The sequence below is a fragment of the Variovorax sp. LjRoot175 genome, assembly GCF_964253805.1.
Taxonomy (GTDB): Bacteria; Pseudomonadota; Gammaproteobacteria; order Burkholderiales; family Burkholderiaceae_C; genus Variovorax.
Map to the genome: position 1 here is coordinate 3,481,490 of NZ_CAXURY020000001.1, position 14,672 is coordinate 3,496,161.

The following is a 14,672-nucleotide window of genomic DNA, read 5'->3' on the forward strand; positions in this document are numbered from 1 at the left end:
GATGCGAAGGGAATGACGACGGCCCGGCTTCAGGCCGCCTTGGCTTTGACATAGCGCCCGGGAGCGGGCTCGATCACGGGAAAATCCGCGCTGCCCAACGCGCGGCGGGCGGCGACCTTCGCGCCGGCATGCGCGGCGAGCCAGTCGCTCCACCCGGGCCACCAGCTGCCGTCGATGCTCTGCGCGCCATCGAGCCAGGCGCCGGCGTCGGACGCGAGATCGCCGACCCAGTGGTTGCGCTTCTTCTTCGCGGGCGGGTTGATCACGCCCGCGATGTGGCCGCTGGCGCCGAGCACGAAACGCGTGTCGCCGCCGAGCAGTTGCGTGCCGGCATAGGCGGTCTTCCACGGCACGATGTGGTCGTCGCGCGAGGCGTAGACGAAGGCCGGCGCATCGACGCGCGATAGATCCACCGGCACGCCGCACTGCACCGTGCCGCCGGGTACGCGCAGCCTGTTCTCCAGGTAGGTGTTGCGCAGGTACCAGCAGTACATCGGCCCCGGCAGGTTGGTGTCGTCGCCGTTCCAGTACAGCAGGTCGAAAGCCGGCGGCGCCTTGCCTTTGAGGTAGCCGTTGACCACGTAGGGCCAGATCAGGTCGTTGGCGCGCAGCGCGGCGAACACGGTCGCGAGCTCACGGCCCTTGAGCAGGCCGCCGCGGCCGATGGTGGCTTCGCGCGCGGCCACCATGGCCTCATCCACCATCAGGCCCAGTTCTCCGGTGTCCGAGAAATCGAGCATCGCGGTCAGCAGCGTGACGCTGGCGGCCGGCGTTTCACCGCGCGCGGCGGCTACGGCGAGCGCGCTGCCCAGCAGCGTGCCGCCGATGCAGAAGCCCAGCGTGTTGACCTTGTCGGCACGGGCGATGCTCCGCGCGACATCGAGCGCCCGCAGCACGCCTTGCTCGACGTAGTCGTCCCAGCCCAGATGGCCCTGCTCGGCCGAGACATTGCGCCACGACACCAGGAAGACGGTGTGGCCCTGTTCGACCGCATAGGCAACCAGCGAGTTACCCGGCTGCAGGTCGAGGATGTAGAACTTGTTGATGCAAGGCGGCACGATGACCAGCGGGCGCTTGTGGACCTTCGCCGTGGACGGCGTGTACTGCACGAGCTGCATCAACTCGTTCTCGAACACCACGCTGCCGGGGCTGGTCGCGACGTTGCGGCCGACCTCGAAGGCCTCGTCGTCCGACATCGAGATGCGGCCCTTCGCCACGTCCGCCAGGAAGAGACGCGCACCTTCGAGCAGGCTCGCACCGCCGGAGTCGAGCGCGGCCTGCATCGCCTCGGGGTTGGTGGCGAGGCTGTTGGCCGGGTTCATGGCATCGACGACCTGCCGCAGCGCGAAGTCCATCTGTGCCTTGCCGCGCGCGTCGAACGGCGCCGCCTCCAGCGCACGGCGCATCAATGCGCCGAACTGCGTGTGCCCCTGCAACAGGCCCTGCTGCCAGGCTTGCACCCACGAGGTCGCATCGAGATCGGGTGAGGGTTGGGTCATGGCCGTGACTGCTCAATGCAGCTTGACGTGGGGTTCGGTGCGCCGCGTGATGAGGCGGGCGAGCGTGTCGAGCGAGACCTTGACGACGCCGTGCAGCGCCAGCTCGTGCATCTTGTAGAGCGACACGTACATCAGCCGTGCGAAGGCGCCTTCGATCATCAGGCTGCCGCCGATCAGGCCGCCCATCATGTTGCCCACAGTGCTGAACTCGCCGAGTGACACGAGCGAGCCGAAGTCGCGGTAGCGGTAGGGCTTGAGCGCCTTTCCGCCCAGGCGCCGGCGGATCTGCGCCGCGACGTGCGAGGCCTGCTGGTGCGCCGCCTGCGCGCGCGGCGGCACCAGGCCGCCCTTGCCGCCGTTGGCCTCGGGCCACTCGCAGGCCGCGCAGTCGCCGATGGCGAAGATGTCGCCATCGCGCGTGGTCTGCAGGGTCGGCAGCACCGCGAGCTGGTTGCTGCGGTTGGTCTCCAGCCCCGCGATGTCCTTCATCAAGTCGGCCGCCTTCACGCCCGCGGCCCACACCACCAGCTCGGCCGGCAGCGTGCGGCCGTCGGCCAGGCGCACGCCCTCGGGCAGCACCTCGGCCACCCTGGCCGAGGTGTGCACGTCCACGCCCAGCTTGCGCAGGAGCGCCTCGGTGGCGGCCGACATGCGCGGCGGCAGCGCGGGCAGGACGCGGTCGGCGGCCTCGATCACGCTGACCTGGATGTCCTTCTCGGCATCCACGCGGTCGAGCCCGTAGGCCACGACCTCGCGCGTGGTGCGATGCAGCTCGGCCGCCAGCTCCACGCCGGTGGCGCCCGCACCGATGATCGCCACGTGCAGCTGCTCGGGCCGCAGCGGCGCGGTCTGCGCGTGCGCGCGGATGCAGGCGTTGACCATGCGCTGGTGAAAGCGCTGGGCGTCCGCCTTCGACTCGAGCCGCAGCGCATGCTCGCGCACGCCGGGCGTGCCGAAGTCGTTGCTGAGGCTGCCGATGGCGACCACCAGCGTGTCGTAGCCGAAGGCGCGCGCCGGCGTGACCAGCCGGCCCTCGTCGTCCAGGTAGGGTGCGACATGCACCTCGCGCCGCTCGCGGTCGATGCCGGTGAGCTCGCCGAGCCGGAAGCGGAAACGATGCCAGTGCGCCTGCGCAAGGTAGTCGACCTCGTGTGCGCTCAGGTCCATGCTGCCCGCGGCGATCTCGTGCAGCTTGGGCTTCCACACGTGGGTGCGGTGCATGTCGATCAGCGTGATGTCCGCCATGCCGCGCTTGCCCAACGTATCGCCGAGACGCGTGGCCAGCTCCAGACCGCCGGCACCGCCGCCCACGATGACGACTCGGTGCCTCTGCACGGGGCTGTTCATGGTTGGCTGCTCCGTACAGGCATGTGCTCGCTTCAGCGCGGCTGGGCCACGGGCATGTGGGTTTCGACCTGATCCAGCACTGCCTCGGGCGCGTCGGCCTCGGCCGGCGTCTCGTTGTCCAGGATGCGCTTCATGCGGGCGGCGTCCAGGTCGTTGGTCCACTTGGCGACCACCACCGTGGCGACGCCGTTGCCGATCAGGTTGGTCAGCGCGCGGGCTTCCGACATGAATCGGTCGATGCCCAGGATCAGCGCCAGGCCCGCCACCGGCACGTGCCCCACTGCCGACAGCGTGGCGGCCAGCACGATGAAGCCGCTGCCGGTCACGCCGGCCGCGCCCTTGGACGTCAGCAGCAGCACCAGCAGCAGCGTGATCTGTTGCGTCACCGTCATGTCGGTGTTGGTGGCCTGCGCGATGAACACGGCCGCCATCGTCAGGTAGATCGAGGTGCCGTCGAGGTTGAACGAGTAGCCGGTCGGGATGACCAGGCCGACCACCGACTTCTTGGCGCCCAGGTTCTCGAGCTTGGCCATCATGCGCGGCAGCACCGATTCGCTGGAGGAGGTGCCCAGCACGATCAGCAGCTCTTCCTTGATGTACTTGATGAACTTCCAGATGCTGAAGCCGTGCGCCCGCGCGATGCCGCCGAGAATGACGAAGATGAACAGCAGGCACGTGGCGTAGAAGGTCGCCATCAGCTGGCCGAGCTGCAGCAGCGAGCCGACGCCGTACTTGCCGATCGTGAATGCCATCGCGCCGAAAGCGCCGATCGGCGCCACCTTCATGATGTAGCCGACGATGACGAACAGGACGTGGGAGAACTTCTCGATGAAGTCGAACACCAGCGTACCGCGACCGCCGAACTTGTGCAGCGCGAAGCCGAACATCACGGCGAACAGCAGCACCTGGAGAATCTCGCCCTTGGCGAACGCGTCGACCACCGTGCTCGGGATCACATGCAGCAGGAAGTCGACCGTGCCCTGCATCTGTCCAGGCGCTGTGTAGGCGGCGATCGCCTTGGTGTCGAGTTGGCTCACGTCGATGTTCATGCCAGCGCCGGGCCGCACGATGTTGATGATGACCAGCCCCACCACCAGCGCAATGGTGCTGACGATCTCGAAGTACAGCAGCGCCAGGCCGCCGGTCTTGCCGACCTTCTTCATGTCCTCCATGCCGGCGATGCCGACCACCACCGTGCAGAAGATGATCGGCGCGATGATCATCTTGATGAGCTTGATGAAGCCGTCGCCCAGCGGCTTCATTGCCGCGCCGGTCTGTGGATAGAAATGGCCCAACAGCACGCCGATGACGATCGCAGTGATGACCTGGAAGTACAGGGACTTGTAGAAGGGCTTGGATACGGGTTGGTGGTCCACGAATGTCTCCTAGAAAATTCAGACGCCGGCGGCATGCGCCTGCCGGTCGGCGTGGTAGCTCGACCGCACGAGCGGTCCGCAGGCGGCATGGGCAAAGCCCATGGCGTGCGCCTGCTGCGCAAGGGTTTCGAATTGCGCCGGAGCGACGTAGCGCGCAACCGGCAGGTTGCCGGGGCGCGGCTGCAGGTACTGGCCGACGGTGAGCATGTCGACGCCATGGCGGCGCAGGTCGCGCATCACCTCCAGCACTTCGTCGTCGGTCTCGCCCAGGCCCAGCATCAGGCCCGACTTGGTGGGCACGCCGGGGCAGCGCGCGCGGAACGACTGGAGCAGCCGAAGCGAGTGCATGTAGTCGGCGCCGGGTCGCGCCTGGCGGTACAGGCGCGGCACGGTCTCGAGGTTGTGGTTCATCACGTCCGGCGGGTCGGCCGCGAGGATGTCGAGCGCAACCTCGGCGCGGCCGCGGAAGTCGGGCGTGAGCACCTCGATCTGCGTGCCGGGCGACTGCCTGCGCACCGCGCGGATGCAGGCGGCGAAATGCGCCGCACCGCCGTCGCGCAGGTCGTCGCGGTCGACGCTGGTGATCACCACGTACTTCAGGCGCAGCCGAGCGACCGTGTCGGCCAGGTGCTGCGCCTCCTTCGGGTCGGGCGGCTGCGGACGGCCGTGGGCCACGTCGCAGAAAGGGCAGCGACGCGTGCAGAGGTCGCCCAGCACCATGAAGGTGGCGGTGCCCTTGCCGAAGCATTCGCCGATGTTCGGGCACGAGGCCTCTTCGCACACGGTGTGCAGGCTGGCCTCGCGCAGCGTGCGCTTCACCTCGCGGAAGCTCTCGCTCTGCGAGACGCGCACGCGGATCCAGTCGGGCTTGGGCAGGGCCGGGCCTGCCTCGGCCACGCGGATCGGTATCCGGCGCGTCTTGGCGGCGCCGCGCTGCGGGCCATGGAGCACGATGTCGTTCATGGCCGTGCCGTCAGGACGCGCCGCGGTGCGAGTTGGCATCGACCACCGCCAGCGCCGTCATGTTGACGATGCGGCGCACGGTGGACGACGGCGTGAGGATGTGCACCGAGCGCGCGGCGCCCAGCAGGATGCCTCCCACCGTGATGCCGCTGCCGGCCGCCATGCGCAGCAGGTTGTAGGAGATGTTGGCCGCGTCGACGTTGGGCATGATGAGCACGTTGGCTTCGGTGTCCAGCGCCGAGTCCGGGAACTCGTGGTCGAGGATCGACTTGGACAGCGCCGCGTCGCCGCGCATCTCGCCTTCCACCGCGAGCTGCGGATCGCTCGCCTTGATGAGCGCGAGCGCCTCGCGCATCTTCACGGCCGAGGCCGCATCCGAGCCGCCGAAGTTCGAGTGCGACAGCAGCGCCACGCTCGGCGTCACGCCGAAGCGGCGCACCTCTTCGGCCGCGAGCAGCGTGATCTCGGCGATCTGCGCCGCATGGGGGTCGCGGTTGACGTGCGTGTCGCAGATGAAGAGCTGGCGTCCCGGCAGCATCAGCATCTGCATGGCGGCCATGGTCTTGGTGCCTGGGCGCAGGCCGATCACGTCGCGCACATGGCGCAGGTGATCGCCGTAGCCGCCCAGCGTGCCGCACAACATGGCGTCGGCCCGGCCCTGGCGCACCAGCATCGCCGCGAGCAGCGTGCCGCGGCTGCGCATCTCGGTCTGCGCCACCAGGCGCGAGACGCCGTCGCGGCGCTTGAGCTGGTAGTAGGCCTCGGCGGCGTCGCCGTGCACGGCGGGGTCGAGCAGGTCGACGGCCTCGCAGTCGGTGCCCAGCGCAAGGCGCAGGCCGTACTGCGCGATGCGCTCCGCGATCACCTCGGGGCGGCCCAGCAGCAGCGGCCGCGCCAGGCCTTCGTCCACCACCACCTGCGCGGCGCGCAGCACGCGCTCGTCCTCGCCCTCGGCGTAGACCACGCGCTTGGGTGACTGCTTGGCGGCTGCGAACAGCGGCTGCATGCTGCTGCCCGACTGGTAGACGAACTGCGACAGGCGCTGGCGGTAGGCCTTCATGTCGGCGATGGGCCGCGTCGCCACGCCGCTGTCGACCGCGGCCTGCGCCACCGCGGGCGCGACCGCCTCGATCAGGCGCGGGTCGAAGGGCTTGGGGATCAGGTAGTCGCGGCCGAAGCGCAGGCCGAGCGCGCCGTAGGCCTGCGCCACCACCTCGGGAATCTCGGCATGCGCGAGCTCCGCGATGGCGCGCACGGCGGCAAGCTTCATCTCCTCGTTGATGGTGGTCGCGCCCACGTCGAGCGCACCGCGGAAGATGAACGGGAAACACAGCACGTTGTTGACCTGGTTCGGATAGTCCGACCGGCCGGTGCCGAGGATGGCGTCGGGGCGCACGGCCAGCGCGTCTTCCGGCAGGATCTCCGGCGTCGGGTTGGCCATCGCGAGGATGATCGGATCGCGCGCCATCTCCTTCACCATCTCCGGCTTGAGCACGCCGCCGGCCGACAGGCCGAGGAAGATGTCGGCACCGCCGATCACGTCGGCCAGCTTGCGCGCCGAGGTGTCCTGCGCATAGCGGGCCTTGTTCGGGTCCATCTGCTCCTTGCGGCCGGTGTAGACCACGCCCGCGCTGTCGGACACGTAGATGTTGTGCAGCGGCAGGCCGAGGCTCACGATCAGGTCGAGGCAGGCCAGCGCCGCCGCGCCGGCGCCCGAGGCCACCAGCTTCACCTCGCGGATGTCCTTGTTCACGTGCCGCAGCGCGTTGAGGATGGCGGCGGCCGCGACGATGGCGGTGCCGTGCTGGTCGTCGTGGAAAACCGGGATCTTCATGCGCTCGCGCAGCTTCCTCTCGATGTAGAAGCACTCGGGCGCCTTGATGTCTTCGAGGTTGATGCCGCCGAAGGTGGGCTCCATGCGCGCGATGGTGTCGATGAGCGCGTCGGGGTCGGTCTCGTCGAGCTCGATGTCGAAGACGTCGATGCCGGCGAACTTCTTGAAGAGGCAGGCCTTGCCTTCCATCACCGGCTTGCCGGCCAGCGCGCCGATGTTGCCGAGTCCCAGCACCGCCGTGCCGTTGGTGATGACCGCCACCAGGTTCGCGCGCGAGGTGAGATTCATGGCCTCGGCCGGATCGCGCGCGATTTCCATGCAGGCGTCGGCCACGCCGGGCGAATAGGCGAGCGCGAGATCGCGCTGCGTGGCCATCGGCTTGGTCGGGTTCACCGAGATCTTGCCGGGCGTCGGAAAGCGGTGGTAGTCGAGGGCAGCTTCGCGCAGGTTGTCGGACATGGTTTTGTCTCCGTGTGTCTGTCTGTACCGAGGGTGTCTTGATCAGCGCGAGGCGAGCGCGCAGGCGTCGCCCAGCCAGCCGTGCAGGCCGCACAACAGCGCTTCCGGTTGATCCGCGTGCACCCAGTGGCCGGCCTCGGGGATGTGCTCCAGCTGCGCGCAGGGGAACATCGCCTGGATGCGTGGAAGCGAATCGGGTCGCACGTAGTCGGACTCCGCCGCCGCGAAGAACAGGGCCGGCCCGTCGTAGCGTTCGCGCAGCAACTGTTCCGGGAACCCGCAAAGGTCCGGCATGCACAAGGCCGTCGCCATCAGATTGAGCCGCCAGTCGAAACGCTCGGTCTGGCGCCGCAGGTTCTGCATCATGAAGTCCACAGGTGCGGTGCCGCCCAGACCGTCCAGCAGCGCCTGGCTGATCCGCCGGCGGCTTGCCGCGGCAGCGGTGTCCAGGCCTCGCATGGCGGACACATGCGAGGCGAACTGGTCGGCATAGCACTCGGGCGCGATGTCGATCACCGCGACGCCGCCAATGGTCTTTGGGTGGCCGAGCGCCAGGGCCATGGCGGTCTTGCCGCCCATGCTGTGGCCGACGACGAACGGCCGCTCCAGCTGCTCTCTTTCGATGAGAGCCAGCACGTCGAGCGCCATGTCGGCGTACGACATGGTCTCGGCCCACGGCGAAGCACCGTGGTTGCGGGCATCCGGCAGGTAGACGCGGTAGCCGGCGGCCAGCGACTGGGCGATCTGCGTCCAGTTGCGGCCGGCGCCGAACAGGCCGTGCAGGATCACCATGGGAGGCCCCGATCCGAGTGCCTCGAAGGCAAGTTGAACTGGCATGGCAGCGCGTCCTACTTCTTCTTCACCGGCGGCAGATCGGTGCAGACGCCCTCGAACAGCTCGGCCGCCATGCCAATCGATTCGCCCAGTGTCGGATGCGGATGGATGGTCTTGCCGATGTCGCCGGGCTCGCAGCCCATCTCGATGGCCAGGCACAGCTCGCTGATCAGGTCGCCCGCATGCGTGCCGACGATGCCGCCGCCGACGATGCGGTGCGTGGCCTCGTCGAACAGCAGCTTGGTGAAGCCTTCGTCGCGCCCGTTGGCGATGGCGCGGCCCGACGCCGCCCAGGGGAACACGGCCTTGCCGACCTTCAGGCCCTCGGCCGTGCACTGCTCCTCGGTCTTGCCGGCCCAGGCCACCTCGGGGTCGGTAAAGGCCACCGAGGGGATCTGCCGCGCATCGAAGAACGCCGCTTCGCCGTGCGCCGCCTCGGCCGCCACGTGGGCCTCGTGCACGGCCTTGTGCGCGAGCATGGGCTGGCCGACGATGTCGCCGATGGCGAAGATGTGCGGCACGTTGGTACGCATCTGTTTGTCGACGTCGATGAAGCCGCGCTCGGTGACGGCCACGCCGGCCTTGTCGGCGCCGATCTTCCTGCCGTTGGGGCTGCGGCCCACGGCCACGAGCACGAGGTCGTAGACCTGGGCCTCCTTCGGCGCCTTCTCGCCTTCGAAGCTCACCTCGATGCCAGCCTTGGTGGCCTTGGCGCCGACGGTCTTCGTCTTGAGCATGACGTGGTCGAAGCGCGGCGCGTTGAACTTCTCCCACACCTTGACGAGGTCGCGGTCGGCGCCCTGCATCAGGCCGTCGAGCATTTCGACCACGTCGACGCGCGTGCCCAGCGTCGAGTACACCGTGGCCATCTCCAGCCCGATGATGCCGCCGCCGACCACCAGCATGCGCTTCGGAATGCTCTTGAGCAGCAGCGCGCCGGTGGAGTCGACGACGCGTTCGTCCTCGGGCATGAAAGGCAGCTCCACGGCCTGCGAGCCCGCGGCAATGATGGCCTTGGCGAACTTCACCACCTTCTTCGCGCCGCCCTCGCCCACCACCTCGACATGGTGCGGATCGAGGAAGCTGCCGACACCGGTGACGACCTCGACCTTGCGCGCCTTCGCCATGCCGGCCAGGCCGCCGGTGAGCTTCTTGACGACACCGTCCTTGAAGCCGCGCAGCGCGTCGATGTCGACCTCGGGCGCGGTGTACTTGATGCCGTGGTGGCCCAGCAACTTGACTTCGTCCATCACGCTTGCGGTATGCAGCAGTGCCTTCGACGGAATGCAGCCAACATTGAGGCACACGCCGCCGAGCGTGGCGTAGCGCTCCACGAGCACGGTCTTCATGCCGAGGTCGGCGCTGCGGAAGGCGGCCGAGTAGCCACCCGGGCCGGCGCCGAGCACGAGCACCTCGCACTCGATGTCGGCCTTGCCGGCGTAGCTGCCGGCCGTGGGCGCGGGTGCGGCGGCAACGGGAGCCGCCGCGGCGACAGCGGCGGCCGGCGCCGCTGCAGGCGCGGCCGCCGATGCCTCCACCACCAGGATCACCGAGCCTTCGCTCACCTTGTCGCCGAGCGCGACCTTCAGTTCCTTCACCGTACCCGCATGGCTCGACGGAATCTCCATCGAGGCCTTGTCGGACTCCACCATGATCAGGCCGGTATCGACCGCGATGACCTCACCGGGCTTGACCAGCAGCTCGATGACCGCGACATCCTTGAATTCGCCGATGTCGGGGACCTTGACTTCCACCATGTGTGCCATTTGGGAGCTTCCTTCAGAACAGCACGCGCCGCAGGTCGGCGAGCACGTTGGCGAAATAGACGTTGAAGCGCGCGGCGGCGGCGCCGTCGATCACGCGGTGGTCCCACGACAGCGAAAGCGGCAGCGTGAGGCGCGAGGTGTAAGTCTTGCCGTCGGAAGAGTGCTGCTTCCAGTAGCTCTTGCACACGCCCATGATGGCGACCTCGGGCGCGTTGATGATCGGCGTGAAGTAGATGCCGCCGATGCCGCCGAGCGAGCTGATGGTGAAGGTGCCGCCCGACATCTGATCGGGCTTGAGCTTGCCGTCGCGCGCGAGCTTGGCGAGCTCGCCCATCTCTTTCGCGATCTCGGGCACGGTCTTCCTGTCGGCATCGCGGATCACCGGCACCATGAGGCCGTTGGGCGTGTCGGCCGCGAAGCCGATGTGCCAGTAGTTCTTGAGCACCAGCGCATCGCCGTCGAGGCTGGCGTTGAACTCCGGGAACTTCTTCAGCGCCGCCACGGCCGCTTTCATCATGAAGGGCAGCATGCTGATCTTCACGCCCGACTTTTCCAGCTCCTTGTTCATCTGCACGCGGAAGGGTTCGAGCTCGGTGATGTCGGCCTCGTCGTGCGTCGTCACGTGAGGAATGACGACCCAGTTGCGGTGCAGGTTCGCTGCGCTGATCTTCTTGATGCGTGACAGTTCCTTGCGCTCGGTCGGTCCGAACTTGGCGAAGTCGACCTTGGGCCAGGGCAGCAGGTCGATGCCGCCGACGCCACCGCCCGCAGGGGCTGCAGCGGCCTTGCCAGCGGCCGGCGCGGCAGTTGCACCGCCACCCGTCGCGAAGGCCTCGACGTCGGCGCGCACGATACGGCCGTGCTCGCCGGTGCCCTTGAGCTTTCCGAGATCGACACCGAGTTCGCGCGCGAGCTTGCGCACGGCGGGGCCGGCGTAGGCGAGCGCGAAGGCAGCTTCGTCGATGGCGCCGCCGGCGGCTGCAGCGGCCTGCGCCGGTGCGGGCGCGGCAGATGCTGCCGGCGCCGGTGCAGCGGCGCTCGCCGCAGGCGCATCGCCGGTCGCGAGCGACAGGATCACCGAGCCCTCGCTGACCTTGTCGCCGATCTTGATGCCGATGGCCGTCACCACGCCCGAGAGCGGCGCGGGCACGTCCATCGTGGCCTTGTCGGATTCGAGCGAGACGAGCGGGTCCTCGGCCTTCACCGTGTCGCCGACCTTCACGAAGATCTCGATGACGGGCACGTCCTTGAAGTCGCCGATGTCCGGCACGCGCACCTCGGCCACGCCGGCAGGCGCGCTGGTGGCCGACGGCGCCGCACTGACGCTGGGCTTGGCGGCTTCGGCGGGAGCGGGCGCAGCCACGCCGCCCTCGGCCTTGAACGTCATGATGACGCTGCCCTCGCTGACCTTGTCGCCCAGCTTCACGGCAATGGACTCGACCACGCCGCCGCGCGGGGCGGGCACATCCATCGTGGCCTTGTCGGATTCGAGCGAGACCAGCGGGTCCTCGGCCTTCACCGTGTCACCGGGCTTCACGAAGATCTCGATGACGGGCACGTCGCTGAAGTCACCGATGTCGGGAACCTTGATGTCGATTGCGTTGCTCATGTTCTGCCTTGCCTCAGACGGTCCAGGGGGCGGCGCGCTCGGCTTGGAGCCCGTATTTCTCGATGGCCTCGGCCACCACGGTGTGCTTGATCACGCCGTCGTCGGCCAGCGCCTTGAGCGCGGCCACCACCACGTGCCAGCGGTCGACCTCGAAGAAGCGGCGCAGCTTGCGGCGGTAGTCGCTGCGGCCGAAGCCGTCGGTGCCCAGCACGGTGTAGCGCCGGCCCGCGGCCTGCACGTACTCGCGCACCTGGTCGGCGTAGTTGCGCATGTAGTCGGTGGCCGCGATGACGGGGCCGTCGTGGCCGTCGAGGCATTGCTCGACATGGCTCCGGCGCGCGGGCTGGGTGGGATGCAGGCGACTCCAGCGTTCGGCGGCCATGCCGTCGCGGCGCAGCTCGTTGTAGCTGGTGGCGCTCCACACGTCGGCCGCGATGCCGAAGTCGCTCTTGAGCAGCTCGGCCGCGAACATCACCTCGCGCAGGATGGTGCCGCTGCCCATCAGCTGCACGCGGTGGCCTTTCTTCGGCGTCTTGCCGCCCTCGCTCAACTGGTAGAGGCCCTTGAGAATGCCCGCCTCGCTGCCCTCGGGCATGCCGGGGTGCGGGTAGTTCTCGTTCATGAGGGTGATGTAGTAGTACACGTCCTCCTGCTCGGCGTACATCCGCCGCATGCCGTCGCGCACGATGGCCACCACCTCGTAGGCAAAGGTCGGGTCGTAGGAGACGCAGTTCGGGATCGTGCCGGCCAGGATGTGGCTGTGGCCGTCCTCGTGCTGCAGGCCCTCGCCGTTGAGCGTGGTGCGCCCCGCGGTGCCGCCGAGCAGGAAGCCGCGCGCACGCATGTCGCCGGCCAGCCAGGCCAGGTCGCCCACGCGCTGCAGGCCGAACATCGAGTAGTAGATGTAGAACGGAATCATCGGCACGTTGTTCGTGCTGTACGAGGTGGCCGCGACGATCCAGCTGGACATCGCGCCGCCCTCGTTGATGCCTTCCTGCAGCACCTGCCCGTCCTTCGACTCGCGGTAGTACATGAGCTGGTCGGCGTCCTGCGGCTTGTAGAGCTGGCCGAGCGAGGACCAGATGCCGAGCTGGCGGAACATGCCCTCCATGCCGAAGGTGCGCGACTCGTCGGGCACGATGGGCACCACGTGCTTGCCGATGGCCTTGTCCCGCACCAGCGTGCCGAGCATCTGCACGAAGGCCATGGTGGTGGAGATCTCTCGCTCGCCGGTGTCCTTGAGCAGGCGCTCGAAGGTGGCCAGTGGCGGAATCTCGAGCGCGGTCGACTTGCGGCGGCGCTGCGGCAGGTAGCCGCCGAGCGCGGCGCGGCGCTCGCGCAGGTACTTCATCTCGGGGCTGTCTTCGGCGAGCTGGATGAAGGGCACGTTGGGCAGCTCTTCATCGGACACCGGGATCTGGAAGCGGTCGCGGAAGCCGCGCAGCGCGTCCTGCGTCATCTTCTTGGCCTGGTGCGCGATCATCTGGCCCTCGCCCGATTCGCCCATGCCGTATCCCTTCACCGTCTTGGGCAGGATCAGCGTGGGCTGGCCCTTGTGCTTGACGGCGGCGGCATAGGCGGCGAACACCTTCTCCGGGTCGTGGCCGCCGCGGGTCAGCGCCCAGATCTGCTCGTCGCTCATGTCGGCGACCAGGGCCTTCGTCTCGTCGTACTTGCCGAAGAAATGCTCCCGCACGTAGGCGCCGCTCTTGCTCTTGAAGTCCTGGTACTCGCCGTCGACGCACTCTTCCATGCGCTGCAGCAGCTTGCCGCTCTTGTCCTTGGCGAGCAGCGCGTCCCAGCCGCTGCCCCAGAGCACCTTGATGACGTTCCAGCCGGCGCCGCGGAACACGCTCTCGAGCTCCTGCACGATCTTGCCGTTGCCGCGCACCGGCCCGTCGAGGCGCTGCAGGTTGCAGTTGATGACGAACACGAGGTTGTCCAGGCTCTCGCGGCCCGCGAGCGAGATGGCGCCGAGCGATTCGGGCTCGTCCATCTCGCCGTCGCCCATGAAGGCCCAGACCTTGCGCGGCGCGGTGTCGGCGAGGCCGCGGCCGTGCAGGTACTTGAGGAAGCGCGCCTGGTAGATCGCCATCAGCGGGCCGAGTCCCATCGAGACGGTGGGGAACTGCCAGAAGTCGGGCATGAGCCAGGGGTGCGGGTACGACGGGATGCCGCCACCATCGGCCTCCTGGCGGTAGTTGAGCAGCTGCTGCTCGCTCAGGCGGCCTTCGAGGAAAGCGCGCGCGTAGATGCCGGGCGAGCTGTGGCCCTGGATGAAGAGCAGGTCGCCGCCATGCGTGTCGGTGGCGGCATGCCAGAAATGGCCGAAGCCAATGTCGTAGAGCGTGGCCGCCGACTGGAAGCTCGCGATGTGGCCGCCGAGTTCGGACGAGTCCTTGTTGGCGCGCAGGATGATCGCCATCGCGTTCCAGCGGATGATGGAGCGCAGGCGGTGTTCGATCTCGCGGTTGCCGGGAGACTTTTCCTCCTTCTCGGGCGGGATCGTGTTCCTGTAGGCCGTGTTCAGCGAACGGGGCACGTACACGCCGTCGCGGCGGCCCTCGTCGACGAGGCGATTCAACAGAAAATTCGCGCGCTCGCTGCCGCGGTGTTGTTGAACCGCGCCAAGCGCGTCGATCCACTCGCCAGTTTCCGTGGGGTCAAGATCACCCATGGTGCTCATCGGTTTGTCTCCTGTGTCATGGCCAGGATCCGCATCGGGCGACGCGGTCGGCCTTGCTACAGAGCAATCGATGTGCCACGCGGCGCGCGGCGCGCAAAGCACGCTAAGTCGTTGATTTCATGAGGGATGAGCTGAGGATGGGGCGAGTGCTCCGCCGATGATCCGGATGCGGAGCGAAGAGGCCGTCCGAATCGCCGGACCGGTGATCCGGGCAAACCCTGGGGTCACTCAGGCGTGCGAGACGGAGACCGCCGTGCTCCATCACGCCGCGGTCAGCATGCGGATCAGGGCGACTTGGC

At 68.2% G+C, this 14,672-nt stretch carries 9 protein-coding genes; all 9 read right to left on the reverse strand.

Annotated elements, in window-relative coordinates:
* Nucleotides 1-29: 29 nt before the first annotated feature.
* From ACSQ89_RS17290 to aceE, 9 genes are read right to left on the reverse strand one after another with little or no spacing between them, the layout of a single operon-like run.
* Nucleotides 30-1,499 carry a PHA/PHB synthase family protein gene (locus tag ACSQ89_RS17290; RefSeq protein WP_436292783.1) on the reverse strand — a complete coding sequence of 490 codons (1,470 nt, stop codon included), beginning with the start codon at nucleotides 1,497-1,499 and terminating at the stop codon, nucleotides 30-32.
* 12 nt (nucleotides 1,500-1,511) lie between these two features.
* Nucleotides 1,512-2,846 carry an NAD(P)/FAD-dependent oxidoreductase gene (locus ACSQ89_RS17295; protein ID WP_436296303.1) on the reverse strand — a complete coding sequence of 445 codons (1,335 nt, stop codon included), beginning with the start codon at nucleotides 2,844-2,846 and terminating at the stop codon, nucleotides 1,512-1,514.
* A gap of 32 nt (nucleotides 2,847-2,878) precedes the next feature.
* Nucleotides 2,879-4,222 (reverse strand): dicarboxylate/amino acid:cation symporter, encoded by a 1,344-nt coding sequence (locus ACSQ89_RS17300; RefSeq protein WP_436292781.1) that lies wholly within the window; start codon nucleotides 4,220-4,222, stop codon nucleotides 2,879-2,881.
* Nucleotides 4,223-4,240: 18 nt separating this feature from the next.
* Nucleotides 4,241-5,185, reverse strand: coding sequence for a lipoyl synthase (gene lipA / locus ACSQ89_RS17305; RefSeq protein ID WP_436292848.1), 945 nt, complete (start codon nucleotides 5,183-5,185; stop codon nucleotides 4,241-4,243).
* Between the two features lie 10 nt (nucleotides 5,186-5,195).
* Complete coding sequence (locus ACSQ89_RS17310) at nucleotides 5,196-7,478, reverse strand: NADP-dependent malic enzyme (protein ID WP_436292780.1); 2,283 nt, start codon at nucleotides 7,476-7,478, stop codon at nucleotides 5,196-5,198.
* A 42-nt stretch (nucleotides 7,479-7,520) separates the two neighbouring features.
* Nucleotides 7,521-8,315 (reverse strand): alpha/beta fold hydrolase, encoded by a 795-nt coding sequence (locus ACSQ89_RS17315; RefSeq protein ID WP_436292779.1) that lies wholly within the window; start codon nucleotides 8,313-8,315, stop codon nucleotides 7,521-7,523.
* Between the two features lie 11 nt (nucleotides 8,316-8,326).
* Nucleotides 8,327-10,078 carry a dihydrolipoyl dehydrogenase gene (lpdA, locus tag ACSQ89_RS17320; protein WP_436292778.1) on the reverse strand — a complete coding sequence of 584 codons (1,752 nt, stop codon included), beginning with the start codon at nucleotides 10,076-10,078 and terminating at the stop codon, nucleotides 8,327-8,329.
* Between the two features lie 13 nt (nucleotides 10,079-10,091).
* Nucleotides 10,092-11,687: a dihydrolipoyllysine-residue acetyltransferase gene (gene aceF, locus ACSQ89_RS17325; protein ID WP_436292777.1), complete on the reverse strand. Its 1,596-nt coding sequence runs from the start codon at nucleotides 11,685-11,687 to the stop codon at nucleotides 10,092-10,094.
* 13 nt (nucleotides 11,688-11,700) lie between these two features.
* Nucleotides 11,701-14,373: a pyruvate dehydrogenase (acetyl-transferring), homodimeric type gene (aceE, locus tag ACSQ89_RS17330; protein ID WP_436292776.1), complete on the reverse strand. Its 2,673-nt coding sequence runs from the start codon at nucleotides 14,371-14,373 to the stop codon at nucleotides 11,701-11,703.
* Between the last annotated feature and the right edge of the window lie 299 nt (nucleotides 14,374-14,672).